The 25,611-nt window shown below is 71.2% G+C and carries 21 protein-coding genes and 1 riboswitch; of the genes, 13 read left to right on the top strand and 8 right to left on the bottom strand.

What is annotated here, in order from left to right:
• Positions 1 to 2 precede the first annotated feature (2 nt).
• Complete coding sequence (gene cofC, locus Q7X29_RS25760; protein ID WP_316575611.1) at positions 3 to 683, bottom strand: 2-phospho-L-lactate guanylyltransferase; 681 nt, start codon at positions 681 to 683, stop codon at positions 3 to 5.
• 31 nt (positions 684 to 714) lie between these two features.
• Here cofC and Q7X29_RS25755 point away from each other — a divergent pair, with 31 nt between their 5' ends.
• Positions 715 to 1,710, top strand: a complete 996-nt coding sequence (locus Q7X29_RS25755; protein ID WP_218719243.1) for an NAD(P)H-dependent glycerol-3-phosphate dehydrogenase — start codon at positions 715 to 717, stop codon at positions 1,708 to 1,710.
• 43 nt (positions 1,711 to 1,753) lie between these two features.
• Positions 1,754 to 2,848, top strand: a complete 1,095-nt coding sequence (locus Q7X29_RS25750) for a D-alanine--D-alanine ligase family protein (protein ID WP_218719244.1) — start codon at positions 1,754 to 1,756, stop codon at positions 2,846 to 2,848.
• 146 nt (positions 2,849 to 2,994) lie between these two features.
• On the opposite strand, the gene Q7X29_RS25745 is transcribed toward Q7X29_RS25750, so the two are convergent.
• The gene (locus Q7X29_RS25745) at positions 2,995 to 3,744 is read right to left on the bottom strand and encodes a DUF3515 domain-containing protein (RefSeq protein WP_316575609.1); all 750 of its coding nucleotides are present in this window, start codon (positions 3,742 to 3,744) and stop codon (positions 2,995 to 2,997) included.
• Positions 3,745 to 3,839: 95 nt separating this feature from the next.
• On the opposite strand from Q7X29_RS25745, the gene Q7X29_RS25740 reads away from it, so the two are divergent.
• From Q7X29_RS25740 to Q7X29_RS25730, 3 genes are read left to right on the top strand one after another with little or no spacing between them, the layout of a single operon-like run.
• Positions 3,840 to 4,844, top strand: a complete 1,005-nt coding sequence (locus Q7X29_RS25740) for a thiamine-phosphate kinase (protein WP_316576340.1) — start codon at positions 3,840 to 3,842, stop codon at positions 4,842 to 4,844.
• 11 nt (positions 4,845 to 4,855) lie between these two features.
• Positions 4,856 to 5,539 carry a uracil-DNA glycosylase gene (locus Q7X29_RS25735; RefSeq protein ID WP_218719245.1) on the top strand — a complete coding sequence of 228 codons (684 nt, stop codon included), beginning with the start codon at positions 4,856 to 4,858 and terminating at the stop codon, positions 5,537 to 5,539.
• 49 nt (positions 5,540 to 5,588) lie between these two features.
• On the top strand, positions 5,589 to 5,840 hold the full coding sequence (locus Q7X29_RS25730) for a hypothetical protein (protein WP_255587987.1): 252 nt from the start codon (positions 5,589 to 5,591) through the stop codon (positions 5,838 to 5,840).
• A 115-nt stretch (positions 5,841 to 5,955) separates the two neighbouring features.
• Here the strand turns inward: Q7X29_RS25730 and Q7X29_RS25725 are convergent, their stop codons facing one another.
• The 3 genes from Q7X29_RS25725 to rpmB all read right to left on the bottom strand — a co-directional run bounded on the left by Q7X29_RS25725 (position 5,956) and on the right by rpmB (position 7,488).
• The gene (locus tag Q7X29_RS25725; RefSeq protein WP_316575605.1) at positions 5,956 to 6,744 is read right to left on the bottom strand and encodes an enoyl-CoA hydratase/isomerase family protein; all 789 of its coding nucleotides are present in this window, start codon (positions 6,742 to 6,744) and stop codon (positions 5,956 to 5,958) included.
• Between the two features lie 9 nt (positions 6,745 to 6,753).
• Positions 6,754 to 7,215: a GNAT family N-acetyltransferase gene (locus Q7X29_RS25720; RefSeq protein WP_316575604.1), complete on the bottom strand. Its 462-nt coding sequence runs from the start codon at positions 7,213 to 7,215 to the stop codon at positions 6,754 to 6,756.
• Positions 7,216 to 7,296: 81 nt separating this feature from the next.
• Positions 7,297 to 7,488, bottom strand: coding sequence for a 50S ribosomal protein L28 (rpmB, locus tag Q7X29_RS25715; RefSeq protein WP_011210730.1), 192 nt, complete (start codon positions 7,486 to 7,488; stop codon positions 7,297 to 7,299).
• A 300-nt stretch (positions 7,489 to 7,788) separates the two neighbouring features.
• On the opposite strand from rpmB, the gene Q7X29_RS25710 reads away from it, so the two are divergent.
• Both Q7X29_RS25710 and recG read left to right on the top strand, forming a co-directional pair.
• Positions 7,789 to 10,095, top strand: coding sequence for a DAK2 domain-containing protein (locus Q7X29_RS25710; protein ID WP_394358733.1), 2,307 nt, complete (start codon positions 7,789 to 7,791; stop codon positions 10,093 to 10,095).
• On the top strand, positions 10,095 to 12,359 hold the full coding sequence (recG, locus tag Q7X29_RS25705; RefSeq protein ID WP_316575603.1) for an ATP-dependent DNA helicase RecG: 2,265 nt from the start codon (positions 10,095 to 10,097) through the stop codon (positions 12,357 to 12,359). Before Q7X29_RS25710 ends, recG begins: the two co-directional genes overlap by 1 nt.
• Before the next feature lie 3 nt (positions 12,360 to 12,362).
• Here recG and Q7X29_RS25700 read toward each other — a convergent pair whose 3' ends face one another.
• On the bottom strand, positions 12,363 to 13,787 hold the full coding sequence (locus tag Q7X29_RS25700; RefSeq protein WP_218719250.1) for a short-chain fatty acyl-CoA regulator family protein: 1,425 nt from the start codon (positions 13,785 to 13,787) through the stop codon (positions 12,363 to 12,365).
• 312 nt (positions 13,788 to 14,099) lie between these two features.
• On the opposite strand from Q7X29_RS25700, the gene Q7X29_RS25695 reads away from it, so the two are divergent.
• The 3 genes from Q7X29_RS25695 to Q7X29_RS25685 are packed head-to-tail and all read left to right on the top strand — an operon-like array spanning position 14,100 to position 17,676.
• Positions 14,100 to 15,623, top strand: a complete 1,524-nt coding sequence (locus tag Q7X29_RS25695; RefSeq protein WP_218719251.1) for an MmgE/PrpD family protein — start codon at positions 14,100 to 14,102, stop codon at positions 15,621 to 15,623.
• Complete coding sequence (gene prpB, locus Q7X29_RS25690; protein WP_218719252.1) at positions 15,623 to 16,537, top strand: methylisocitrate lyase; 915 nt, start codon at positions 15,623 to 15,625, stop codon at positions 16,535 to 16,537. Before Q7X29_RS25695 ends, prpB begins: the two co-directional genes overlap by 1 nt.
• Before the next feature lie 2 nt (positions 16,538 to 16,539).
• On the top strand, positions 16,540 to 17,676 hold the full coding sequence (locus Q7X29_RS25685) for a bifunctional 2-methylcitrate synthase/citrate synthase (RefSeq protein ID WP_316575602.1): 1,137 nt from the start codon (positions 16,540 to 16,542) through the stop codon (positions 17,674 to 17,676).
• Positions 17,677 to 17,762: 86 nt separating this feature from the next.
• On the opposite strand, the gene metE is transcribed toward Q7X29_RS25685, so the two are convergent.
• A complete protein-coding gene (metE, locus tag Q7X29_RS25680; protein WP_316575601.1) occupies positions 17,763 to 20,018 on the bottom strand; it encodes a 5-methyltetrahydropteroyltriglutamate--homocysteine S-methyltransferase in 2,256 nt (751 codons plus the stop codon).
• 140 nt (positions 20,019 to 20,158) lie between these two features.
• A riboswitch (cobalamin riboswitch) is annotated at positions 20,159 to 20,367 on the bottom strand.
• A gap of 260 nt (positions 20,368 to 20,627) precedes the next feature.
• Between metE and Q7X29_RS25675 the strand changes: the two genes are divergently transcribed.
• From Q7X29_RS25675 to coaD, 3 genes are read left to right on the top strand one after another with little or no spacing between them, the layout of a single operon-like run.
• Complete coding sequence (locus Q7X29_RS25675; RefSeq protein WP_218719255.1) at positions 20,628 to 24,026, top strand: pyruvate carboxylase; 3,399 nt, start codon at positions 20,628 to 20,630, stop codon at positions 24,024 to 24,026.
• Positions 24,023 to 24,586: a 16S rRNA (guanine(966)-N(2))-methyltransferase RsmD gene (gene rsmD / locus Q7X29_RS25670; RefSeq protein WP_316575600.1), complete on the top strand. Its 564-nt coding sequence runs from the start codon at positions 24,023 to 24,025 to the stop codon at positions 24,584 to 24,586. The genes Q7X29_RS25675 and rsmD overlap by 4 nt, the downstream gene beginning before the upstream one ends.
• A gap of 3 nt (positions 24,587 to 24,589) precedes the next feature.
• Positions 24,590 to 25,075 (top strand): pantetheine-phosphate adenylyltransferase, encoded by a 486-nt coding sequence (coaD, locus tag Q7X29_RS25665; RefSeq protein WP_218719257.1) that lies wholly within the window; start codon positions 24,590 to 24,592, stop codon positions 25,073 to 25,075.
• Here coaD and Q7X29_RS25660 read toward each other — a convergent pair.
• The gene (locus Q7X29_RS25660; protein WP_316575599.1) at positions 25,072 to 25,602 is read right to left on the bottom strand and encodes a GtrA family protein; all 531 of its coding nucleotides are present in this window, start codon (positions 25,600 to 25,602) and stop codon (positions 25,072 to 25,074) included. The genes coaD and Q7X29_RS25660 overlap by 4 nt on opposite strands.
• Between the last annotated feature and the right edge of the window lie 9 nt (positions 25,603 to 25,611).

The raw sequence follows: 25,611 nt of genomic DNA, 5'->3' as shown, positions 1-25,611 counted from the left end.
GGCTAGCACACGGTGCGAACCGGATCACCCAGGTGACAGGACAGCCCGAATTCGGCGAGGGTGTGCGCGGTGTGCGCACCGACCCCGAGCCGGTGGACGGTCGCCAGGTCGGCGGGGGTGTCGACGTCGCAACGAAGACCGGGCCAGTGCCCGCCGAGTGCGTGCGCGCCGTCCGCGCGGTGCGCGCGCGCGGAGTCGACGCCGAAGCGCGGAGCCAGCGCGGCGGTCGTGTCGCGGACCAGTAATGCCGCGGTGCCGGTGCCGGTGTGGTCGATCACCACCGAGCGGACGCCGTCGGGAGCGACGGTGAGCAGGTCGGCCAACTCGGCCGGGCGCAGGGCGGGCAGGTCGGCCTGCAAGGCCAGCAGATGGGCCGGGCCGTGCCGGTCGCGCACCTCGGCCGCGCCCGCCGACAGCGCGGCGTTGAGCGGATCGGGGGCGCCCACCGGTTCGTCGAGGACGTGCGCGCCGAGCGCGCGGGCCCGGGTCGCGACGAGCGGATCGGGGGTGACCACCGTCAGCGACAACACCTCGGGCACCGCGATCGCGGCCACGACGGTGTCGGCGAACATGGCCAACACGAGCTGACCGCGCTGCTCGGGAGTCAGCACGTCGGCCAGCCTGCTCTTGGCCCGATCGATGTGCTTGACCGCCATCACGGCGTGCACGGTGTGCGGACGCATGACATCAATCCTTACATGGCATATTGAGCTGATGACGAGGGCGGCGGTTATGGGTGCGGGGTCGTGGGGCACCGCGTTCGCGAAGGTGTTGGCTGAGGCGGGGACCGAGGTCACGATCTGGGCCAGACGGAGCGAGGTGGCGCAGGCGCTCGACACGGAGCACCGCAATCCGATCTACCTGCCCGGCGTGCAGTTGCCGCCGGTACACGCCACCGATGATCACCGGGCCGCGCTCGCCGGCGCCGACCTGGTCGTGCTCGCGGTCCCGTCGCAGTCGCTGCGCGCGAATCTGGAGCAGTGGAAGGGCGATATCGACGCCGACGCCACGCTGCTGAGCCTGGCCAAGGGCATCGAGACCGGCACGTTGCTGCGGATGAGTCAGGTCATCGCCGAGGTCACCGGTGCCGAGCCGGGACGCATCGCGGTGCTGTCGGGCCCGAATCTCGCGGGGGAGATCGTCGAACGGCAGCCCGCGGCCACCGTGATCGCGTGTTCGGACAGCGAGCGGGCCGGCGTCGCGCAGCGGGCCTGCGCCACGGGCTATTTCCGGCCGTACACCAACACCGATGTGATCGGCTGCGAGATCGGCGGCGCGTGTAAGAACGTCATCGCGCTGGCCTGCGGCATCGCTTCCGGGATGGGACTGGGCGACAATACCGTCGCCAGCCTGATCACCCGCGGACTGGCCGAGGTGATCCGGCTCGGAGTCGCGCTCGGCGCGCAGCCGGTCACCCTGGCCGGGCTCGCCGGCGTCGGCGACCTGGTGGCGACCTGTACCTCGCCGCTGTCGCGGAACCGGTCCTTCGGGTATGTCCTCGGCGCGGGCGGGTCGATGCAGGTCGCGCAGGACGCGACCAATGGGCAGGTGGCCGAAGGTGTGAAGTCGTGCACATCGGTGCGGGCCCTGGCCGCCGCCCACGACGTGGAGATGCCGCTGACCGACGCGGTGCACCGGGTGTGTCACGAGGGTCTTTCGGTCAGCGAGGCCGTCGACAGTTTGCTCGGCAGGCGGATCAAGCCCGAGTAGGTCGATAGCGCCGCAGGTCGGCCGACCGGTTACGGTGACGTTCATGACGAATCGGATCAGGGTGGCCGTGGTTTTCGGCGGGCGCAGCAGCGAGCACGCCGTCTCGTGTGTGTCGGCGAGCAGTGTGCTGCGCAACCTCGATCCCGAGCGCTACGAGGCGGTGCCGATCGGCATCACCACCACCGGCAGCTGGGTGCTGGCCGAGGGCCTCGGCGCGCTCGAACTCAGCCATGACGCGCTGCCCGCGGTCGACGCGGCGGGCACCGCGCTCACCCTGGCCGCCGATCCGGGCCGGGGCGGCGCGCTGGTCGCGCTCGACGATCCCACCGCCGCCCTGGGCGGCGTCGATGTGGTGTTCCCGATCCTGCACGGTCCGTTCGGCGAGGACGGCACGCTCCAGGGCATGCTCGAGTTAGCCGGCGTCCCCTATGTGGGGGCGGGCGTGCTGGCCAGTGCCGCGGGCATGGACAAGGAGTTCACCAAGAAATTGCTGGCCGCCGAGGGTCTGCCCGTCGGCGTGCAGGTGGTGTTGCGGCCCGGCACGGCGACGCTGACCGAGGACGAGCGCGCGCGCCTCGGCCTGCCCGCGTTCGTGAAGCCGGCTCGCGGCGGATCGTCGATCGGCATCACCAAGATCACCGACTGGGCCGATCTGGACGCCGCGGTCGCGGCCGCGCGTGAACACGATCCGAAGGTGATCGTCGAAGCGGGCATCGTCGGCCGCGAAGTCGAGTGCGGCGTGCTGGAATTCGCCGACGGGCAGGTGCGGGCCAGCGTCGTCTCCGAGATCCGGATGCCCGACGCCGACGCCGCGGCCCCGGAGTTCTACGACTTCGCCACCAAATACCTCGACGACGTCTGCGAATTCGACGTCCCCGCCAAGCTCGACGACGCGGTCGCCGACCAGATCCGCGAGCTGTCGGTGCGTGCCTTCCGCGCGCTGGACTGCCAGGGCCTGGCCCGGGTCGACTTCTTCGTCACCGCCGACGGCCCGGTGATCAACGAGATCAACACCATGCCCGGCTTCACCCCGATCTCGCAGTACCCGCGGATGTGGGAGGCGACCGGTGTCGACTACCCGGCGCTCGTCTCGACCCTGATCGACACCGCCGTGGCGCGCGGCACCGGCCTGCGCTGAGTTTTCGGCGGCTGGTGCCGCGGGTTTTCGGCCTCGTGACCTCGCCGCCGAGGGACGATACTGCGCCTTCGGCGTTTCGTCTCGCCCCTCGGCGGCGAGGCGGCCGAAAACGTGGTGGTCGCGTCTCGGAGTATCGAGGCTCCGAACTAGAGCTCGCCCGGGGTGGGTTCGCGGGCGGGCAGATTCGCGGTGATGACCTCGGATACCGTCTGGATGGAGCCCGCGCCCGATCCGTCGGGGACGGTCAGGGCGATGTAGGTCTCGCGGTCGACGGCGAACCAGGTGCCGACCTTGCCGACCTCGTCGCGGACCTGGAACCACTTCACACCGTCGACCACCGTCAGCGGGGACGCGCGGTTGAATTCGAGCGGCCGATCCAGACCGCAGCGCAGCACGATCGGCTCGCCGCCGTCGGGGTGCTGCCAGGCGCGGGTCGCGGGCGGCGCCGGCTCGACCAGAGTCGACTTGGTGTAGTCGCCGAGGTCGGCGGGCAGGGCGGGCAGCAGGGCCTGGCAGGCCGGGCCGTCGGCCGCCGGGGCCGGGACCGGGCCGAGGGCGAGGGGCTCACGTTCGACGGGGGCGCGCAGGGCGATGAAGGCCGCGACGAGGACGCCGACGATCAGGATGACCGGCAGGGCGACCGCGGTGGCGATCAGCGCGGGGGAGTAGGGGGTCGACGCGTCGGCATCGGGTTCGGCGGCGGAGGCCGGCGTCGTGCCGCTGTCGGCCGAGTTCGGATCGGTCGGCCCAGCGGGCTCGTCCGTCGTCGACGCGGCAGCCGAGCCGGTCGCGGACGGGTCGGTCGTCGCCGCAGCCGCGGTGTCGGGGGCGTCCGCGCCCGAAGACTTGCCGTCCCGGTCGTCCGCCGCTGTCGGGTCCGACGAATCCGCCGCCATAACCGTCCGGTCCTTTCCGTTGTGTCCGATCGCCTCCGAAAGGGTACCGTCGGGGCGATTTCGTCGGTCAGCAGCACACTGGGAAGGGGCCGGTCATCAGCGAGGACAGCCGTCCGCAGACGGTGCGTGAGCTGGGCGAGTTCGCCCTGATCGACCGGATCACCGCGAACCGGGAGCAGGGACCGCAGGTGCTGCTCGGCCCCGGTGACGACGCCGCGCTGGTCGCCGCGCCCGACGGGCGGTTCGTGGTGAGTACCGACATGCTGGTCGAGGGCAGGCACTTCCGCCGCGACTGGTCGGCGCCGCAGGACATCGGTCGCAAGGCCATCGCGCAGAACGCCGCCGACATCGTCGCCATGGGCGCGCGCCCGACGGCCTTCGTCGTCGCGCTCGGCTGCCCGGCCGACACCCCGGTGCCGGTGGTGACCGGCATCGCCGACGGCATGTGGGCCGAGGCGAGCCGCGCGGGCGGGTCCATCGCGGGCGGCGACCTGGTGCGCAGTGACCAGCTGGTCGTCTCGGTGACCGCGTTCGGTGACCTGGGCGGCCGGGCGGCGCTGACCCGCTCGGGCGCGACCGTCGGTGACATCGTCGCGGTGGCGGGCGAACTCGGCTGGTCCGGCGCCGGACTGGCCGTATTGTCCGGCGACGCCGACACTTCCGACCCGGCTTTCGCGCACGCCCTTGCGACGCATCGGGTTCCGCAACCGCCCTACGCCGCGGTGCTCGATGTCGCCGGTGGTGCGACGCCGACCGCGCTCACCGACGTCTCCGACGGGTTGCTCGCCGACCTCGGCCATCTCGCGACTGCCTCGGGCGTGGCGATCGACATGCACAGCGCGGCGCTGGCCGACCCCGACCTGGCCGCGCTCGCCGTACTGCTCGATGTCGATGCGGCGCAATGGATTCTGGCCGGCGGCGAGGATCACGCCTTCGCGGGCACCTGGCCCGCGGGCACCGCGTTGCCGCCGGGCTGGCGGCCGATCGGCGTCGTCACCGCAGGCAGCGGCGTCACCGTGGACGGTGCCGCGCCGACCGGCGGCACCGGCTGGGAATCGTTCCGTGGGGCGGACGCCACGCCCGGCGGCCGGAACCGATAGGTTGTGCGGTCATGGGTGCCAAACCACTGTCGGAGATCATCGATCCGGGCTGGGCCCGGGCACTGGAGCCGGTGGCCGACCGGATCAGCGAGATGGGCGAATTCCTGCGTGCCGAGAACGCCGCGGGCCGGGGCTATCTGCCCGCCGGGGAGAACGTGCTACGCGCGTTCCGCCGTCCGTTCGACGCCGTGCGCGTGCTGATCGTCGGCCAGGATCCCTACCCGACGCCGGGCCACGCGATGGGTCTGAGTTTCTCTGTCGCCCCTGAGGTCTCGCCGGTGCCGCGCAGCCTGTCCAACATCTTCGCCGAGTACACCAAGGACCTCGGCTTCGATACGCCCAGCTGCGGTGACCTGAGCCCGTGGTCGGATCAGGGTGTGCTGCTGCTGAACCGGGTGCTCACCGTGACGCCCGGCACGCCCGCCTCGCATCGCGGCAAGGGCTGGGAAGCGGTCACCGAGCAGGCCATCCGGGCGCTGGTCGCCCGCGACGAGCCGCTGGTCGCCGTGCTGTGGGGACGCGACGCGGGCTCGCTCAAGCCGACGCTGACCGAGGCCGAGATCCCCTACATCGAATCGGCCCACCCCTCACCCTTGTCGGCCTCGCGCGGATTCTTCGGTTCGCGGCCCTTCTCCCGGGTCAACGAACTGCTCGACGAACTCGGAGCCGAACCCGTCGACTGGCGGCTGCCCTGACCCGGGGCGTCGCCCGCACCAGAAGAAAATGATGAAGGAGCACAACCCGATGCACATCACGACCGTTCGCGCCGCCGTCGCGACCGCCGCCGTCGCCGCCGCCCTGACCGCGGGCGCCGCCTCGGCCAACGCGGCGGGCCTGGCACTCGAGCCCTACAACGAGGAGGCCGCGCCGGTGGCCACCACCCAGATCGGTGAGGAATGGACCTCCACCGGCACCTCCACCATCTCCTCGGGCGTGAACGCGAAGGTGACCTGCCTGCTGCAGAACACCTTCAGCGCCCTCGGCGCACAGTGCTAGTAGGCGGCTGGCGCCGCGGGGTTTCGGCCTCGTGACCTCGCCGCCGAGGGGCGAGACTGCGCCTTCGGCGTTACGTCCCGCCCCTCGGCGGCGAGGCGGCCGAAACCTTCGATGATCAGGTGAGGCCCAGGTAGTTCGGCTTGCGCTTGGCGACGAAGGCGTCGACGCCTTCGGTGCCGGTGCTGCTGTTCGCGGCGGCGGAGATGCTGTCGCGTTCGGCATCGAGCTGCTGGTCCAGTGTCGCCGTCGGCGACTGGGCCAGCAGCTTTTTCATGGCCGCGTAGGTGGCGCGGGGACCGGTGACGAAACTCTGGGCCACGCGCAGTGCCTCGGCGCGGACCTCGTCGTCGGCGACGGTGCGGCTCAGAATGCCCAGGCGCACGGCCTCGTCGGCGCCGAGGACGGCGTCGGTGAGCAGGATCTCGGCGGCCCGGCTCGTGCCGACGATGCGGGGCAGCAGCCAGGACATGCCGCCGTCAGGGCTCAGGCCGATGCCCGGGTAGGCGGGGCGCAGCTTGGTCGAGGGGCCACCGATCGCGATGTCGGCGGCGCACACCAGGCTCATGCCGGCGCCTGCGGCCCAGCCGTGCACCGAGGCCACGACCGGAACCGGCGTCGCGGCCAGCGCGCGCACGAAGTCGTGCAGTTCGGAGGCGAGCTGGTGCAGGTAGGCGCCACGGTCCTCGGCGCCGGCGAAGTGGTGGACGTTGCCGCCCGCGCAGAAGTTGGCGCCGGTGCCGGTCAGCAGCACGGCGCCGACCTCGGGATCGAGCGCGCGCAGGGCCTCGGTGCCCGCGTTGATCAGGTCGAAATTCATCGAAGTGCCCGCGGCGGCGGTGGCGATCGGCAGCTGCAGGACGCCGTCGACGACAGTGACGGCGGTGACCGGTTCGGTGGTACTCATGGCGTCACCCTAGCGAGAGCCGCGTCGCCACCACTGTTCGGGCAGCAGGGTGAAGGGGTCGACCCGGCGCACTCCGGTGTCGGCGAAGCCGTGCCTGCGATAGAAGGCGTGGGCACGCGGATAGTCGCCGAAGACCCACAGTGTGCACGGTGAGCCGGGAGCGGCGGCTTCGATCAGCGCGTCGGCGACGCCGGTGCCGTGCCAGGCGGCGCGGACATACAGCGCTTCCAGTTCGAATTCGGTCGCCGAGGCGAAGCCGATCAGCCGGTCGCCGGACAGCGCGATCGGCAGGCGGTGTGTTCCGTCGGTGCGGCGGCGCTCCCAGGTGAGCGCGGAGCGTTCGAGATCGAACCCGGACAGTACATGGCCCGGCACCAGGGCGTCGTAGGCCTCGCGCCAGCTCGCGATATGACAGGCGGCGAGCGCGGTGACCCGCTCGGCGGTCAGCGACGCGAGGCGCCAGTCAGTCACGTCGACCCCCACCGACGACAAAGCCCCGGATCACCCACGAGGGGCGCCGGGGCGTTGTCGGCAGAATGTACGGGCTGAGAATCAGCCGCGGACGACCTTGCCCGCCTTCAGGCAGGAGGTGCACACGTTCATCCGGCGGGTGTTGCCAGGGGCAACCTGCGCACGCACGGTCTGGATGTTCGGGTTCCAGCGACGGTTGGTGCGCCGGTGCGAGTGCGAGACCGACTTCCCGAAACCGGGGCCCTTGGCGCAGACGTCGCAAACGGCAGCCATGTCGCGAGCTCCTTCATGTCATAAGCGGACAGCGGCGCACGTATGCCCGCTGAACCGGAAACTGATGTCGTCAAATGCCTTGCCGACTCGCGTCGGCCAGCGCAGACCGGGATCGGCCGCACGAGGCAACCCTGCAAGGGTAGCTGGCCGGGCCGTGAACTTCCAAACCGGGTGTCCCGGTCGACACGCCGGGCACGGCCCGGATGACGGGCCCGTCCGCGGTCAGCATACCCCTGTCGGTCGCTGGCGCTAACCTGGCGTGCGGTGCCCGGCGGGCGGGCGCCGCCAACGGTGAGCGAGGTGACGGTGTCGCACGTGCGGGAGGCGCTGGACGGCGCCGAGCTGCTGGACTGGGCCAGGGCCTGCCGCACCGATCTGGAACTCCGCCGCGCCGAGATCGACGCGCTCAATGTGTTCCCCATCGCCGACTCCGACACCGGAACCAATCTGCTCGCCACGATGCGTGCCGCCGTCGCCGCCGCCGAACGCGCGATTCCGGACGCGACACCTGCCGGTCTCACCGCCGATCGAGTCGGCCTCGCGGGAGCGGACCCCCGTGCGGGCGATGTCGCGGGTGTCGACCCTGGCGCGGGCGCGATTCCGGACGCGACACGTGCTGGTCTCGCCGCCGATCGAGTCGGCCTCGCGGGTGTGGAGCCCGGTGCGGGTGGTGTCGCGGGTGTCGATCCTGGCGCGGGCGCTATCGCGGGGGTGGACCCTGGCGCAGGCGGCATTGGGGGTATGGACCCCGGTGCGGGTGTCGCGTCGGCGCCGGACGGCGCCGGGGCGGGTGCCGAGGGCGTCGGACTCGGCGCGGTCGACAGCGCGGTCGGCATGGACGTCGGCATGGGCACGGGAGCTACGGAGACCGGCGGCGGCCCTTCGGCCCATCTCGTCGCGCAGGCGCTCGCGCGCGGAGCGACCACAGGTGCGCGGGGGAACTCGGGGATCATTCTGTCGCAGGTGTTGCGTGGGATCGCCGAGGCGGTGGTCGGGGGTCCGCTGACCGGGGAACGGTTGCGGACGGCCCTGCGGCGGGCCGCGGTGCTCGTGCGCACCGGACTCAGCGCTCCGGTCGAGGGCACGATTCTGACGGTGCTCGACCGGGCCGCCGTCGCGGCCGACGCCTCGGCGGAAGTCTCGCTGATCTCCGTCGCGCAGTCGGCAGCCGAGGGCGCCGCGCGTGCGCTCAACGAGACGCCGGCGCAGCTGGGCGTCCTGCGGGCGGCGGGCGTCGTCGATGCCGGTGCCAGGGGACTGCTGGTGTTGCTCGATTGCCTGGTGCGACGGATCTGCGGGCAAGCCCCGGCCAGGGACAGCTACTTGCGGGCCGATGGGCAGAGCGCGACCCGGCGGTGGCCTGGCGTCGACGACGGCCCGCCCGCCGACAGCCGATCCGGCGCCAACCGGCCCGACGCCAACCGATCTGATGGCGGCCGATCCGGCGGCGGCCAATCCGCCGATATCCGATCCACCGATAGCCGAGCCGATGGCGGCCGATCCGACGCCCGCCGACCCGTCGACGGCCGAGAGCATCCGTCCGGGCAGGCGCCTCCCCGAACCGCCGATTCGGAGCCGACGCGCCCCGCCGACTCCTGGGACGACCACCGCGACTTCTCAGATCCCCACTTCGAGGTCATGTACGTGATCGCCGACACGGACGAGGCCGCCGCGTCGGGATTGCGCGACCGGCTCGCCGTGCTCGGTGACTCGGTCGTCGTGGTCGGCGACGGGGACAGCACCTGGTCGGCGCATGTGCACTGCCGCGACGCGGGCGCGGCGATCGAAGCCGGACTGGCGATCGGCACCGTGACCGGCATCCGCATCGAGAGCTTCGCGGTGACCGCGCCCCACGGCGGACACGCCGAACACGTCGCGCTCGACGCCGCCCGCGATGGCGCGCCGGCGACCAACGGCGACGGTCGGCACCGCGCCGGCCCCCCGGTGCCCGCCGACCGGGGCATCCTGGCGGTGGCCTCCGGCGCCGCGGCCGCCCGCCTGTTCGAGGACGCGGGCGCGGTGGTGCTGCGCGGTGACCGCCAGCTCGACACGACCGCCCTGCTCACCGCGATCCGCGCGATGCCGAACCGGGAAGTCCTCGTCCTGCCCAACGGCGCGCTGCCCGCGCAGGAACTCGTGGCCGCCGGTGTCGCCGCCCGTGACGGGTCACGTGACGTCCTGCTGCTGCCGAGCGCGTCGATGGTGCAGGGCCTGGCCGCGCTCGCGGTCCACGATCGCGGCCGGATCGCCGTGGACGACGCGTTCGCGATGTCGGAGGCGGCCGCGACCACCCGCTGGGGCGCGCTGCGCCCGGCCCGGGTACGCGCGCTGACCATGGTCGGCATGTGCTCGCCCGGTGACGGACTCGGCCTGGTCGGCCACGACGTGGTGGTCATCGACCCCGACGTGGTCGGCGCCGGTCGTATCCTGCTGGACCGGATGCTCGGTCTCGGTGGCGAATTGGTGACACTGCTGATGGGCGCCGACGCGGGCCCCGAACTGGGCGCGGTCCTGGCCGAGCACGTGACAGCCGGTTTCCCCGGTGTCGAGGTCGTGGTGTATTCCGGTGGGCAGCAAGCGGATCTGGTGCAGATAGGGGTCGAGTGATGGCGACGTTGAGTGACCGGCTCGACCACGTGCTCGGGGTGAAGGCGGCCGACCGGCTGACCGAGGCGTTCGACATGACCACGGTCGAGGACCTGTTGCGTCACTATCCCGTCCGCTACGCCACCCAGGGACAGCCGCTCACCGAGGAGGAACCGGAGGAGAGCGCGCACATCACCGTCATCGGCCGGATCACCAAAACCGAACTGCGCCCGATGAAGAACCGGCGCGGCTCGCTGCTCAAGGTGCAGCTCGACACCGGCGCCACCCGCCCGATCGAGGCCACCTTCTTCAACGGTGACAAGGTGCGCTACCTGGTGAAAGAGGGGGTGCGAGCGATGATGTCGGGCACCGTGCACTGGTGGCGCCCCGACCGCTGGAACCTCTCGCACCCGGACTATCTGATCCTGCCCGACAAGGCCGAGGCCGGTGTCGAGGAGCTGACCTCCGTACGCGGCAGCGGCGCGCTGCGCGGACTGGCGCAGAGCGCGAAAGGCGCTGGGGGAGTGGACGCGTCGTTCTTCGAGCGCGAGTTCGTGCCGGTGTACCCGGCGACGGCGAAGGTGCAGAGCTGGGATCTGCTGGCCTGCATTCGCCAGGTGCTCGACCAGCTCGACCCGATCGAGGACCCGCTGCCCGCCGACCTGCGCGAGGAACGCCACCTGCTCGAGGTCTCCGACGCGCTGCGCCTGATCCACCTGCCCGAACACAAGCTCGATATCGAGAAGGCCAGGGACCGGCTGCGTTTCGACGAGGCGCTGGCCCTGCAGCTGGTGCTGGCCGAGCGCAGGCACGAGGTCGAGGGCCGCACCGCCCCGGCGTGCCCGCCGCGCACCGACGGCATCGCCGCCGCCTTCGACGAGCGGCTGCCGTTCGAGCTGACCGAGGGCCAGCAGCAGGTGATCGACGAGATCTCCGCCGACCTGTCGCGCACCCGCCCGATGCACCGCCTGTTGCAGGGCGAGGTGGGCTCGGGCAAGACCATCGTCGCCCTGCACGCGATGCTGCAGGCGGTCGACGCGGGCCGCCAGTGCGCGCTGCTCGCGCCGACGGAAGTGCTCGCCGCCCAGCACTACCGGTCGCTGCGGGCGATGCTCGGTGATCTCGGCACCGCCGGGGAACTCGGCGCGGCCGAACAATCCACGAAGGTGGTGCTGCTCACCGGCTCGATGTCGGTAGCGGCGAAGAAGGCGGCGCTGCTGGACGCGATGACCGGTGAAGCCGGCTTGGTCATCGGCACGCACGCGCTGATCCAGGACGCGGTGGAGTTCTTCGACCTCGGCCTGGTGGTCGTCGACGAACAGCACCGCTTCGGCGTCGAACAGCGCGATGCCCTGCGCGCCAAGGCCAAGGACGGCATCAGCCCGCACCTGCTGGTCATGACCGCCACGCCGATTCCGCGCACCATCGCGATGACCACACTCGGTGATCTGGAGACCTCCACCCTCACCCAATTGCCCAGGGGCCGTTCACCGATCGTGTCGAAGGTGGTGCCGCGCAAGCTGCATCCGGGCTGGGTGGACCGCGCCTGGGAGCGCATTCTCGAAGAGGTCGGCGCGGGCAGACAGGCGTATGTGGTGTGCTCGCGCATCGGCGAGGACCCCGACGCCCCGCCCGCCAAGGGCAAGAAATCCGCGGAGGAGAAGGAGGGCCCGACCACCCAGGCCGCGGTCGAGATGTACGAGACGCTGAGCGCGGGCGCGCTGTCCGGCGTGCGGGTCGGGCTGCTGCACGGCCGCCTGCCGTCGGACGAGAAGGACCAGGTGATGCGTCAGTTCAACGACGGCGCCATCGATGTCCTGGTGTGCACCACGGTCGTCGAGGTCGGTGTCGACGTGCCGAACGCGACGGTGATGGTGATCGTCGACGCCGACCGGTTCGGCGTGAGTCAGCTGCACCAGCTGCGCGGCCGGATCGGCCGTGGCAAGCATCCCGGCCTGTGTCTGCTGATCACCGATGCCGCGCCCGGCGGCACCGCGATGGCCCGGCTGGAGGCGGTGGCCGCGACCACCGACGGCTTCGAACTCTCGGTGCTCGACCTGCGCCAGCGCCGCGAGGGCGATGTGCTCGGCGCGGCGCAGTCCGGCACCGCCCGGTCGCTGCGGCTGCTGTCGCTGCTCGACGATCTAGAGGTGATCACCGCCGCCCAGGAGCTGGCCAGGCAGGTCGTCGCCGACGACCCCGGCCTGGTGAAGCATCCCGGGCTGGCGGGGATGATGGACGCCGCCGTCGACGGCGAACGCATCGAATACCTCGCGAAGTCCTGACGCTCAGCGCGGCAGGCGCGGATACGGCAGATCGGTGCTGGTGTGCTCGGCCACCGCGAGCGGCCGCCCGATCTGCGGGAACGCGCGCTGCGGGCACGCGGGCCGCTCGCACACCTTGCAGCCCGCCCCGATCGGCACCGCCACCTGCGGGTCGTCCAGTTGCAGGCCCTGGGAGTAGACCAGCCGGTCGGCGTATTCGATATCGCAGCCGAGCCCGATGACGAAGTTCTTCGCCGCGGTGCCGTAGCCCTGCGCGGATGCCGGGGTGGTCCGGGCGATCCACAGGTAGCGGCGCCCGTCGGGCATCTCCGAGATCTGGGTGAGGATGCGGCCCGGGTGCGCGAACGCCTCGTGGGTGACCCACAGCGGGCAGCTGCCGCCGACCCGGGAGAAATGGAACGCGGTGGCGGACTGCCGTTTCGAGATGTTGCCCGCCCGGTCGGTGCGTACCAGGAAGAACGGCACCCCGCGCTGGCCCTGTCGCTGCAGGGTGCTCAGCCGGTGGCACACCGTCTCGAAGCCGACCTCGAACCGCAGCGCGAGCAGGTCGACGTCGTAGCGCAGTTCCTCCGCCGACCGCAGGAACCGGCCGTAGGGCAGGATCAGCGCGCCCGCGAAGTAGTTGGCCAGCCCGACCCTGGCCAGGGTGCGGGACTCACCGGTGAGTGCCCGTGATTCGGCGAGGACGTTGTCGATCTCGCGCCCGTAGAGCAGCAGGCCCAGGGTGGTGGCGATCTGGAAGGCGCGCTGTCCGGGGCGTAGCCGCCGCGCCAGGGTGAGCGTGCGGGTGTCGGGATCGTAGTGGCGCTTGGGAATGGTCGGGTCGGCGCCGTCGCCGCGGACCAGCACGGTGACACCCGCGCGTTCCTCCGCGATCCTGGCCAGCTGCCGATCCAGCGAACCGATGCTCAGCCCCGACTCCTCGAACAGCTGCTCGGCGGCGTGGTCGAGGGTGGAGATGTGGTTGCGGTGGTCGTAGAAGAAGTCGCGTACGTCCTCGTAGGGCATGGGTGTGCCCGGCGCGCCGCTGGGCGTGTCCACCCGCGAGGACAGCAGGTCGAGCTGATCGGTGGCCGCGCGCAGGCGCCGGTGCATGGCGATGACGATGCGGGCCACCTCCGGCAGCCGGGTCGCGAGTTCCTCGACCTCGGTGATCGGCGCGGTGTCGCCACCGCCCGCGGCTTCCACGAGCACTTCGTGTAGATCCGAGACCAGCCGCGCGTCGGAGTCGGCGGCGAAGAACTGCACATCCAGATCGAAGGTCGAGTTCAGTTTCAGCAGAACGGGAATGGTGAGCGGGCGCTGGTCGCGTTCGAGCTGGTTGAGATAACTGGGCGAGAGATCCAGCGATTTCGCGAGCGCCGCCTGAGTCATCCGTCGTTCTTCACGCAGCCGTCGTAGCCTGGCCCCCGCGTACATCTTCCGCACGCCGGAGATCCTAACTCGCCGGGTTTGCAATGTTCGCTCGAAATCGTGATTGTCTGGGGAGAAGCCCAGTCCTGCAAGGGATTTTACCTGTGACTACCGGTGCGTAACGTGCGAAGAGACCGTTAGGTCGGATCCGGGGTCCGTGGCGATCGGATATCACGTCCCCGACCTTACCGTCCAGCCTTCGCAATGTTCGCTGATTCATCGAGTGTCGCACACAAAAATACGCTTGTTCAGCATGTTCTCCGAGCGGTTCGCGGTGCGTAGCGTGCGAATTGTGGCTGGGATCGACCAGCTGGAATCGGAGGATCAGTGAAAACCCATCTCGTTCGCAGTGTCGGCGCCGCCGAGGAGTTCCCCCGCGCGCAGCACCTGGCCACGCTGGTGGCGGAGGTGGCCACCGACCCGGTGCCGGTGTCAGGCGAGGTCACCGACATGATCGTCAACCGGATCATCGACAACGCGGCGGTGGCCGCGGCCTCGGTCCTGCGCGGCCCGGTGCGGACGGCCAGAGCGCAGGCGAGCGCCCATCCGCTGCCCGTGGGCGCACGCCGACACGGCGCCACCGTGTTCGGACTGGCGGGCGCGCAGCGCTTTTCCCCGGAGTGGGCGGCGCTGGCCAACGGTGTCGCGGTCCGCGAACTCGACTTCCACGACACCTTCCTGGCCGCCGAGTACTCCCATCCCGGCGACAACATCCCGCCGATCCTGGCCGTCGCCCAGCACACCGGGCGCAGCGGCGCCGAGCTGATCCGCGGCCTGGCGACCGGCTACGAGATCCAGATCGACCTCGTGCGCGCGATCTGCCTGCACGAGCACAAGATCGACCATGTCGCCCATCTCGGCCCGTCGGCCGCGGCGGGCATCGGCACGCTGCTCGGTCTCGACGCCGAGACCATCTATCAGGCGGTCGGCCAGGCGCTGCACACCACCACCGCGACCCGGCAGTCCCGCAAGGGCGAGATCTCCAGCTGGAAGGCCTACGCGCCGGCCTTCGCGGGCAAGATGGCGGTCGAGGCGGTCGACCGCGCGATGCGCGGGGAGGGCGCGCCCGCCCCGATCTGGGAGGGCGCCGACGGCGTCATCGCCTGGCTGCTCGGCGGCGCCGACGCCGAATACCGGGTGCCGCTGCCGGGCCCCGGCGAGGCCAAGCGCGCGATCCTGGACAGCTACACCAAGGAGCACTCGGCCGAATACCAGAGCCAGGCCCCGATCGACCTGGCGCGCAGGCTGCGCGAGCGGATCGCCGACACCGCCCGCATCACCTCGATCGTGCTGCACACCAGCCATCACACCCACTACGTGATCGGCACCGGGTCCGGTGACCCGCAGAAGTTCGACCCGCACGCCAGCCGCGAGACCCTCGACCACTCGCTGCCCTATATCTTCGCGGTCGCCCTGCAGGACGGCACCTGGCATCACGAGCGCTCTTACGCACCCGAGCGCGCGCGCAGGCCCGACACCATCGCGCTGTGGCGCAAGATCTCCACCGTCGAAGACCCGGAGTGGACGCGCCGCTATCACGCGACCGACCCGGCGGAGAAGGCCTTCGGCGCCAGGGCCGTGGTCACCCTCGACGACGGCACCGTCGTCGTCGACGAGCTCGCGGTGGCCGACGCGCATCCGCTGGGCGCGCGGCCGTTCGCCCGCGCGCAGTACCTCGAGAAGTTCCGCGTCCTCGCCGACGGCGTCGTCGCGCCGGACGAGCAGGAGCGCTTCCTCGACGCCGCGCAGCGGACCCCGGAGCTGGCCGCGGGCGAGCTGGACCAGCTCAGCTTCGCGGTCGACCCGGTCCTGTTCGAGGTGCTCCCCGCCGCGCGGGAAGGACTGTTCTGATGAATGTTTCGGGACTGCTCGCCGCGCACACCAGCCCGGCGCGCAAACGCGCCGCGTTCCGGGCCGGCCTGGCCTCCGGACAGTTGCAGCGGTTGCCGGGCGCGGTGAATCCGCTGGTGGCCACGCTGATCCAGGAGATCGGATTCGACGGCGTGTACGTCTCCGGTGCGGTGGTGTCGGCCGAGCTGGCGCTGCCCGACATCGGCCTGACCACGCTCACCGAGGTCGTCGAACGCGGTCGCCAGATCGCGCGCGCCACCGAACTGCCGGTCCTCGTCGACGCCGACACCGGCTTCGGCGAACCGATGAACGCCGCCCGCACGGTGGCCCTGCTCGAGGACGCCGGCCTGGCCGGCTGTCACCTCGAGGATCAGGTCAATCCGAAACGGTGCGGTCATCTCGACGGCAAGGCGGTGGTCGAGACCGCGGCGATGGTGCGCCGGATCCGGGCCGCCGTCGCGGTGCGCCGCGATCCCGGCTTCGTGATCTGTGCCCGCACCGACGCGCGCGCCATCGAGGGACTCGACGCGGCGATCGAGCGGGCCAAGGCCTACGCCGACGCGGGCGCCGACCTGATCTTCACCGAGGCGCTGGTCGAGGAGGCCGAGTTCGCGAGGTTCCGGGCCGCCGTGGATGTCCCGCTGCTGGCCAACATGACCGAGTTCGGCAAGACCCCGCTGCTGTCGGCCGCGACCTTGACCGATCTCGGCTACAACGCGGTGATCTACCCGGTCACCACGCTGCGGCTGGCGATGGGCGCGATCGAGGACGGCCTGCGCGAGATCGCCACGGCCGGTACTCAAGCGGCGCTGCTGGGTCGCATGCAGCACCGGTCGCGGCTCTACGAACTGCTGGGCTACCAGCGCTACAACGAATTCGACTCCGGCATCTTCGATTTCACGGTGGGTGAGTGACCATGACCAGTGGACAGACGGCACCGCGGCCCATCGCCAAGGGGCTGGCGGGGGTGGTGGTCGACACGACGAGCATCTCCAAGGTGGTCGCCGAGACCAACTCGCTGACCTACCGCGGCTATCCCGTGCAGGATCTGGCCGCGCGCTGCACCTTCGAGGAGGTCGTTTACCTGCTCTGGCACGGCGAGCTGCCCGACGACGGGCAGCTGCAACAGCTGTGCCAGCGCGAACGCGCGCAGCGCCGGATCGACCGGTCGGTGCTGGCGCTGGTGGAGAAGATGCCCGACACCTGTCATCCGATGGATGTGGTGCGCACGGTCGTCAGCTACCTCGGCACCGAGGACGCCGCCGCCGAGAGCGTGGGCGAACGGGAAAGACTCGCCGCCGCACTGCGATTGACCGCGCTGCTGCCCACGGTGATCGCGGCCGCGATGCGCAGGCGGCGCGGGCTCGACCCGATCGCCCCGCATTCCCAGCTCGGGTTCGCCGAGAACTTCCTGTACATGTGCTTCGGCGAGGTGCCCGCGCCGCGGATCGTGCGGGCGTTCGAGATCTCGCTGATCCTCTACGCCGAGCACGGTTTCAACGCCTCCACCTTCGCCGCCCGGGTGGTGACCTCCACCGGCTCGGACCTGTACAGCGCGATCACCGCGGCCATCGGCGCGTTGAAGGGCAGGCTGCACGGCGGCGCCAACGAGGCGGTCATGCACACCATGCTCGAGATCGGTGACCCCGCTCGGGCCGCGGCCTGGGTCGGCGAGACGCTGGCCGCGCGGCGCAAGGTGATGGGCTTCGGCCACCGCGTCTACCGCAACGGCGACTCGCGGGTGCCGACGATGAAGGCCGCCCTCGACGAGGTGGCCGCGGTCACCGGCGGACAGCGGTGGGTGCGGATGTACGACGCGCTCGCCGCGGCCATGGCCGAGAAGACCGGTATCGCACCGAATCTCGACTTCCCCGCCGGGCCCGCCTACTACCTGATGGGCTTCGACATCGAGATGTTCACGCCCATCTTCGTGATGAGCCGGATCACCGGCTGGACCGCGCACGTCGCCGAGCAGTCGGCCGCGAACGCGCTGATCCGGCCGCTGTCGGAGTATCGCGGCGTCGACCAGCGTCCGGTGCCCACGCGTCACTGAACCGGTCCGCGTCGGCCCCGCATCGCCGACGCCGCGGACCGGCACCACCGCCCCGGACGGATCACCCGTCCGGGGCGGTGCTGTGTTCAGCGCAGCGCGGCGGCCGCCGTCACCAGGTTGCGCAGCGACGCCTCGACCTCCACCGGGCCACGCGTCTTGAGACCGCAGTCCGGGTTCACCCAGAGTCGTTCGGCCGGTACGGCCGCCAGCGCGGCCGACAGTGCGGCGGTGATCTCCTCGACCGAGGGCACCCGGGGCGAGTGGATGTCGTAGACGCCGGGGCCGACCCCGAGCGCGAAACCGGCCGCGTTCAGGTCGTCGAGAACCTCCATGTGCGAGCGGGCCGCCTCGATCGAGGTGACGTCGGCGTCCAGGCCCGCGATCGCCGAGATCACCTCGCCGAACTCCGAATAGCACAGGTGCGTGTGCACCTGGGTGGTGTCGGCGACACCGGCGGTGGCCAGCCGGAACGCGTCCACCGACCAGCGCAGGTAGGCGGGCTGATCGGCCGCGCGCAGCGGCAGCAGCTCGCGCAGGGCGGGCTCGTCGACCTGGATGATCCGGGCGCCTTGGGCCTCCAGATCCACCAATTCGTCCCGGATCGCCAGCGCGACCTGGCGAGCCGAGTCGGCCTGCGGCTGATCGTCGCGGACGAACGACCACGCCAGGATCGTCACCGGACCGGTCAGCATGCCCTTGACCGGCTTGGCGGTCAGCGACTGGGCGTAGCCGATCCACGACAGCGTCATCGGCGCGGGCCGCGCGACGTCGCCGAACAGGATCGGTGGGCGCACACAGCGGGTGCCGTAGGACTGCACCCAGCCCGCCTCGGTGGTGGCGAAGCCGTCGAGGAGCTCGGCGAAGTACTGGACCATGTCGTTGCGTTCCGGCTCGCCGTGCACCAGCACGTCCAGGCCGAGCTTCTCCTGCAGGGCGATCACGTCGGCGATCTCGGCCCGCATCCGGCGCTCGTATTCGGCCGCATCGATCTCGCCGGTGCGCAGCGCGGCGCGGGCCAGGCGGATGGCCGAGGTCTGCGGGTAGGAGCCGATCGTGGTGGTCGGCAGCACCGGCAGGTCGAGGTGAGCGCGCTGCGCCGCCCTGCGCTCGTCGGCGGGGGAGCGGGTCAGGTCGTCCTCGTCGAGGGCGGCCAGGCGGGCGCGGACCCGGTCGTCGTGCAGGCTCGGGTCGGTGCGCCTGGTCTCGGCGGCGGCGCGCGCCGCGGCCAGCTCGTCGCCGACCGCGGCGGCGCCCTCGGCCAGGGCGGTCGCGAGAACCCGCACCTCGCCGACCTTTTCGGCGCCGAATGCCAGCCACGAGCGAAGCCGGTCGTCGAGCCCGGTCTCCGGGGTCAGCGAGTACGGCACATGCAGCAGGGAGCACGAGGTCGAGACCGCCACGCCGGTGCCCAGGGCGCCGAGCGTGTCGAGCGCGGCGTCGAGGTCGGTGCGCCAGATGTTGCGGCCGTCGACGACACCGGCGACCAGCAGCTTGCCCGCCAGCGCCGGGACGGCGGCGATCGCGGACACCTCGATGCCCGCGGTGAGATCGAGGGCGACACCCTCGATGCCGGTGTCCGCCACTGCCGCCAGCGCGCCGTCGGGGTGCCCGAAGTAGGTGGCGACCAGGAGCGCGGGCCGGTCCGGCGCGGCCGACAGCGCGGTGTAGGTCTCGCGCACGAGCCCGATCTCGGCCGCGGTCAGGTCGGTGACCAGCACCGGCTCATCGATCTGCACCCACCGCGCGCCCGCCTCGGCCAGGCGTGCCAGCAGGTCCAGGTACAGCGGCACCAGTTCCGGCAGCCGGTCCAGCGCCGCGCCGTCGGCGGACTTGGCGAGCTTCAGGAAGGTCAGCGGGCCGATCACCACCGGCCGGGCTGGCACGCCGAGCGCGATGGCCTCGGCGAGTTCGGTCAGCAGCTTGTCCGGGTGCAGCGTGAACACGGTGGCCGCGTCGATCTCGGGCACCAGGTAGTGGTAGTTGGTGTCGAACCACTTGGTCATCTCCAGCGGCGTGACCGTGTCGGTCCCGCGTGCGGCCGCGAAATAGCGGTCCAGCGGGTCGGCGATGTCGGTCACCCGATGCGGCAGCGCACCGAGCAGGACGGCGGTGTCGAGCATCTGGTCGTAGTAGGAGAAGGTGCCGACGGGCACCGAATCCAGGCCGGCCGCGTGGAGCGCGGCGAACTGCACGGTGCGCAGCATGCGGCCGACGGCGTGCAGGTCCTCGGCGTCGAGCCGACCTGCCCAGTAGGACTCGATGGCGCGCTTGAGTTCCCGGCGCGGGCCGACCCGCGGTAGGCCGAGAACCGTTGCGGTGAACGGAGAGTGCGAAACAGTCACGGAGATTCTCCAGTGTCGTGCGGGGAGAGCCGACGCCTTTCGCGGGCGAGGAAGACACCTCCGGGACCCGTCGCGAGACACGACAGGCCGGCACAGGTGGTCCGCGCGCCCGATCCACGAGGCGGTGGCCGCCGGATACGGCGTATCCGGCACAGTCGGCAGGTCTTCGGACTCGCGGGCACCGGCCGTGTGATCGACCGACCTACTGGCCGTCGCTTCCCGGGCGTCGTGCCCAGTGCTGATGACGGCGGTCGTTCCTGCATACCGCTGCGGGACAGTCCCGGATTCCCACCGGGTTCCCTCTTCACCCGGCACACAGTGCCCGGGCTTCGACACCGGCGCGGGAGGTCGGGGCTCCGACTCTTCCACCGCGCAGGCGAACCAGCTGCGTCGCCCAGCATAGGGCCTCGGCGCGTACCGTCGCGACCACCCCGGCGCGCGTGGCCCGCGTGACCTGCGCTTCGGCGGCGCACCGCCGGGCGTCCGCCACGGTGAGATGTGACGGCCCGATGAACGCAACTTCGCAGGTGGGCGGGTGTGCGATGTGAAGATTGCTGCGAAGCCACCTTGCGTGACGGTCCTGCGGTCGCGTCCGGGTACCGTGGTCCAATGTTCTCGAAAGTCTTGGTTGCCAATCGTGGTGAGATCGCCATTCGCGCCTTCCGCGCGGCATACGAACTCGGCATCGGAACGGTCGCGGTGTTCCCCCATGAGGACCGCAACTCCGTCCATCGGCTGAAGGCGGCCGAGTCGTATCAGATCGGCGAGGAAGGGCACCCGGTCCGGGCGTACCTGTCCATCGAGGCGATCATCGACGCGGCCAAGAGCGCGGGCGCCGACGCCATCTACCCCGGCTACGGCTTCCTGTCGGAGAACCCCGACCTCGCGGCCGCCTGCGAGCGCGAGGGCATCACGTTCATCGGCCCCTCGGCCGCCGTCCTGGAGATGGCGGGCAACAAGGCCACCGCCATCGCCGCCGCCAAGGCCGCCGGCCTGCCGGTGCTGAAGTCCAGCGAACCCTCCGCTGATATCGACGCCCTGCTGGCCGCCGCCCAGGAGTTCGAGTACCCGATCTTCGTCAAGGCCGTCGCCGGTGGTGGTGGTCGCGGCATGCGCCGGGTCGCCGCGCCCGAGCAACTGCGCGAGTCGATCGAGGCGGCCTCGCGCGAGGCCGAGTCGGCCTTCGGTGACCCGACCGTGTTCCTCGAGCAGGCCGTGGTGAATCCGCGCCACATCGAGGTGCAGATCCTGGCCGACCAGCACGGCAATGTCATGCACCTGTTCGAGCGCGACTGCTCGCTGCAGCGCCGCCACCAGAAGGTGATCGAGCTCGCGCCCGCGCCGAACCTGGATCCCGCACTGCGCGAACGCATCTGCGCCGACGCGGTGGCCTTCGCCCGCCAGATCGGTTACAGCAACGCGGGCACCGTGGAGTTCCTGCTCGACGAGCGCGGCAAGCACGTGTTCATCGAGATGAACCCGCGCATCCAGGTCGAGCACACGGTCACCGAGGAGATCACCGACGTCGACCTGGTGCAGTCACAGCTGCGGATCGCCGCCGGGGAGACCCTGGCCGATCTGGGCCTGAGCCAGGACACGGTGTCGATCCGGGGCGCCGCGCTGCAGTGCCGCATCACCACCGAGGACCCGGCCAACGGCTTCCGCCCCGACACCGGCCGCATCACCGCCTACCGCACCCCCGGCGGCGCGGGCATCCGTCTCGACGGCGGCGCGAACCTGGGCGCGGAGATCGGCGCCTACTTCGACTCGATGCTGGTCAAGCTGACCTGCCGTGGCCGCGACCTGCCCGCCGCGGCCGCCCGTGCCCGGCGCGCGCTGGCCGAGTTCCGCATCCGTGGCGTCACGACCAACATCCCGTTCCTGCTCTCGGTGCTCGACGACCCCGACTTCCAGGCGGGCCGGGTCACCACCTCGTTCATCGACGAGCGGCCCGAGCTGCTGACCTCGCGCGGCTCGGCCGACCGTGGCACCAAGATCCTGAGCTACCTGGCCGACGTCACCGTCAACAAGCCGCACGGCGACCGCCCGACCACCGTGTACCCGTACGACAAGCTGCCCGCCGTCGACCTGACGCTGCCGCCGCCGGACGGCTCGCGTCAGCGCCTGCTCGCCCTCGGCCCCGAGGGCTTCGCCCGCGCCCTGCGCGAGCAGAAGGCCCTCGGCGTCACCGACACCACCTTCCGCGACGCACACCAGTCGCTGCTGGCGACGCGGGTGCGCACCAACGGCCTGCTCGGTGTCGCCGGGCACGTCGCCCGGCTGACCCCGGAACTGCTCTCGATCGAGGCGTGGGGCGGCGCGACCTACGATGTGGCGCTGCGCTTCCTGCACGAGGACCCGTGGGAGCGGCTGGCCGCCCTGCGCGAGGCCGTGCCCAACATCTGTCTGCAGATGCTGCTGCGCGGCCGCAACACCGTCGGCTACACGCCGTACCCGGAACAGGTCACCCGCGCGTTCGTCTCCGAGGCCGCGACCACCGGCATCGACATCTTCCGCATCTTCGACGCGCTCAACAATGTCGACCAGATGCGCCCGGCCATCGACGCCGTGCGCGAAACGAACACGGCCATCGCCGAAGTCGCGCTCAGCTACACCGGCGACCTGCTCGACCCGAACGAGTCGCTCTACACCCTCGACTACTACCTGAAGCTGGCCGAGCAGATCGTCGACGCGGGCGCGCACGTGCTCGCGATCAAGGACATGGCGGGCCTGCTGCGCGCGCCCGCGGCGGCGAAGCTGGTCACCGCGCTGCGCGGCAACTTCGATCTGCCGGTGCACGTGCACACCCACGACACCCCCGGCGGTCAGCTGGCGACCTACCTGGCCGCCTGGCAGGCCGGCGCCGACGCGGTCGACGGTGCCTCGGCCGCGATGGCGGGCACGACCTCCCAGCCCGCGCTGTCGGCCATCGTCGCGGCCACCGCGCACACCGAGCACGACACCGGCCTGAACCTGCAGAACGTGTGCGATCTGGAGCCGTACTGGGAGGCGCTGCGCAAGGTCTACGCGCCGTTCGAGTCGGGTCTGCCCGCGCCGACCGGGCGCGTGTACACCCACGAGATCCCGGGCGGTCAGCTGTCGAACCTGCGCCAGCAGGCGATCGCGCTGGGCCTGGGCGACCGGTTCGAGGAGGTCGAGGCCAAGTACGCCGCGGCCGACCGGCTGCTGGGCCGCCTGATCAAGGTGACCCCGTCGTCGAAGGTCGTCGGTGACCTGGCGCTGGCGCTGGTCGGCACCGGTGTCGACATCGAGGACTTCGCCGCCGATCCGGGCCGCTACGACATCCCCGACTCGGTGATCGGCTTCCTGCGCGGCGAACTCGGCGAGCCCGCCGGTGGCTGGCCCGAGCCGTTCCGCAGCAAGGCGCTGGCCGGGCGCAACGAGCCCAAGCCGGAGACCCCGCTGACCGCGGCCGACCAGGCCGGGCTCGACGGCACCTCCCAAGAGCGTCGCGACACCCTCAACCGCCTGCTGTTCCCCGGCCCGACCGCCGAGTTCCAGGCGCACCGGGAGAAGTACGGCGACACCACCGGCCTGTCGGAGAACCAGTTCTTCTACGGTCTGCGCCGCGGCGAGGAGCACCGCGTCCAGCTGGAGAAGGGCGTCACGCTGCTCATCGGGCTGGAGGCGATCTCCGAGCCGGACGAGAAGGGCATGCGCACGGTCATGTGCATCATGAACGGGCAGCTGCGCCCGGTCGCGGTGCGGGACCGCTCGATCGCCTCCGAGGTGCCGGCCGCGGAGAAGGCCGACAAGAACAACCCCGGCCACATCGCGGCGCCGTTCGCCGGTGTCGTCACGCTGGCGGTGTCGGAGGGTGACGAGATCCACGCGGGCGATACCGTCGGCACCATCGAGGCGATGAAGATGGAGGCGGCGATCACCGCGCCGCGCGCCGGCATCGTCGGCCGGATCGCGACCGCCAAGGTGCAGCAGGTCGAGGGCGGCGATCTGCTGGTGGAACTGGCTGCGCGCGAGTCGGAATGACGCGCATCGTCGCGGGCACGGCGGGSGGGCGGCGGCTGAAGGTGCCGCCCGCCGGTACCCGGCCCACCTCGGACCGGGTCCGCGAGGCCCTGTTCAGCGCGATCGACGCGCGCCTGGATCTGGACGGCGCGCGGGTGGTGGACCTGTACGCCGGTTCGGGCGCGCTCGGCCTGGAAGCGCTCTCGCGCGGCGCCGCCCACGCCCTGCTCGTCGAGGCCGACCGCAAGGCGGCCGCGGTCGTGCGCGCCAATATCGCCGAACTCGGCCTGCCCGGCGCGGAACTGCGCCTGGGCACGGTCGGCTCGGTGCTGGCGCACGCCGCGCCGAGTCCCTACGACGTGATCTTCTCCGACCCGCCGTACGACGTGAGCACCGAGGACGTGATCGCCGACCTCACCGCGCTGGCGGCCAACGGCTGGCTCGCGCCCGACGCGCTGGTGATCGTCGAGCGGTCCATCCGCTCACCCGAAATTGCCTGGCCCGCAGGCTATGCGCCGCTGAAGATCCGCAAGTACGGGGAGACCAGAATCGAGCTCGCCGAATTCGGTGCTAGCGTCTGAACCATGGCTGCAGCACTGTGCCCCGGCTCCTTCGACCCGGTCACCAACGGTCACCTCGACGTGTTCGCTCGCGCGGCCGCGCAGTTCGACGAGGTGATCGTCACCGTGATGGTGAACCCCAAGAAGCAGGGCATGTTCACCGTCGACGAGCGCATCGAACTGCTGCGCGAGTCGGTCGCCCATCTGCCCAATGTGCGCGTGGCGTCCTGGCAGGGTCTGCTGGTCGACTTCGCCAAGCAGGAGGGCGTCGGCGCGATCGTCAAGGGTCTGCGCGACGCGGGCGACTTCGGCTACGAGCTCCAGATGGCCCAGATGAACCACAAGCTGGCCGGTGTCGACACCTTCTTCATCGCCACCAACCCGTCGCTGAGCTTCCTGTCCAGCTCCCTGGTGAAGGAAGTCGCGGCCTACGGTGGCGACGTCAGCGACATGCTCCCGCCCGCGGTGCACAAGCGCCTGCTCGACCGCCTGGCCGAGCGTCGCGGCTAGAAGACCAGGCCGCGCAGAGCCAGGAACCGCATGCCGCCGACCGCGGCGGTGATGGCGAGGACGGCGAGTGCCTGCACGCTGTCACCCAGGCCGGGCGCCCACACGCCGAGGGCGGCCAGGCCCGCCGTCGTGATGCCGAGACCGAGCAGCGCCAGCCCGCCGCCTTCCCATTGCGCCGTGAACCAGGTGACCCGGTCGGCGGCGTGGAAGGTGAGCTGGCGGTGCAGTTCGTTGGCGATCACGGTGCTGACCACCGAGCCGGCGACATTGGCGATCAGCGGGCCGACGCCGTGCATGGCGAAGAACAGCAGCACGTAGGCGATATTGCTGGAGCCGCCGACCAGGGCGAAGCGGATGAGCTGGGGGAGCGCACGGTCGCCGCGCAGGTAGGTGAGGGTTCGGTCGACCTGCGGGCGCACCGCGGGGGCGGGTGTAGCGGCGGGAACGGCGGGGAACGTTCCGATCCAGGGTGTGAACATGCCCGCGACGTGGGACACCGAAGGTCTCGGTGTTTCGAGGACGGTCATGGTCGACTC

This window comes from Nocardia canadensis (assembly GCF_032656385.1).
GTDB lineage: Bacteria > Actinomycetota > Actinomycetes > Mycobacteriales > Mycobacteriaceae > Nocardia > Nocardia canadensis.
This window is presented reverse-complemented; position numbering and strand designations above follow the sequence as displayed.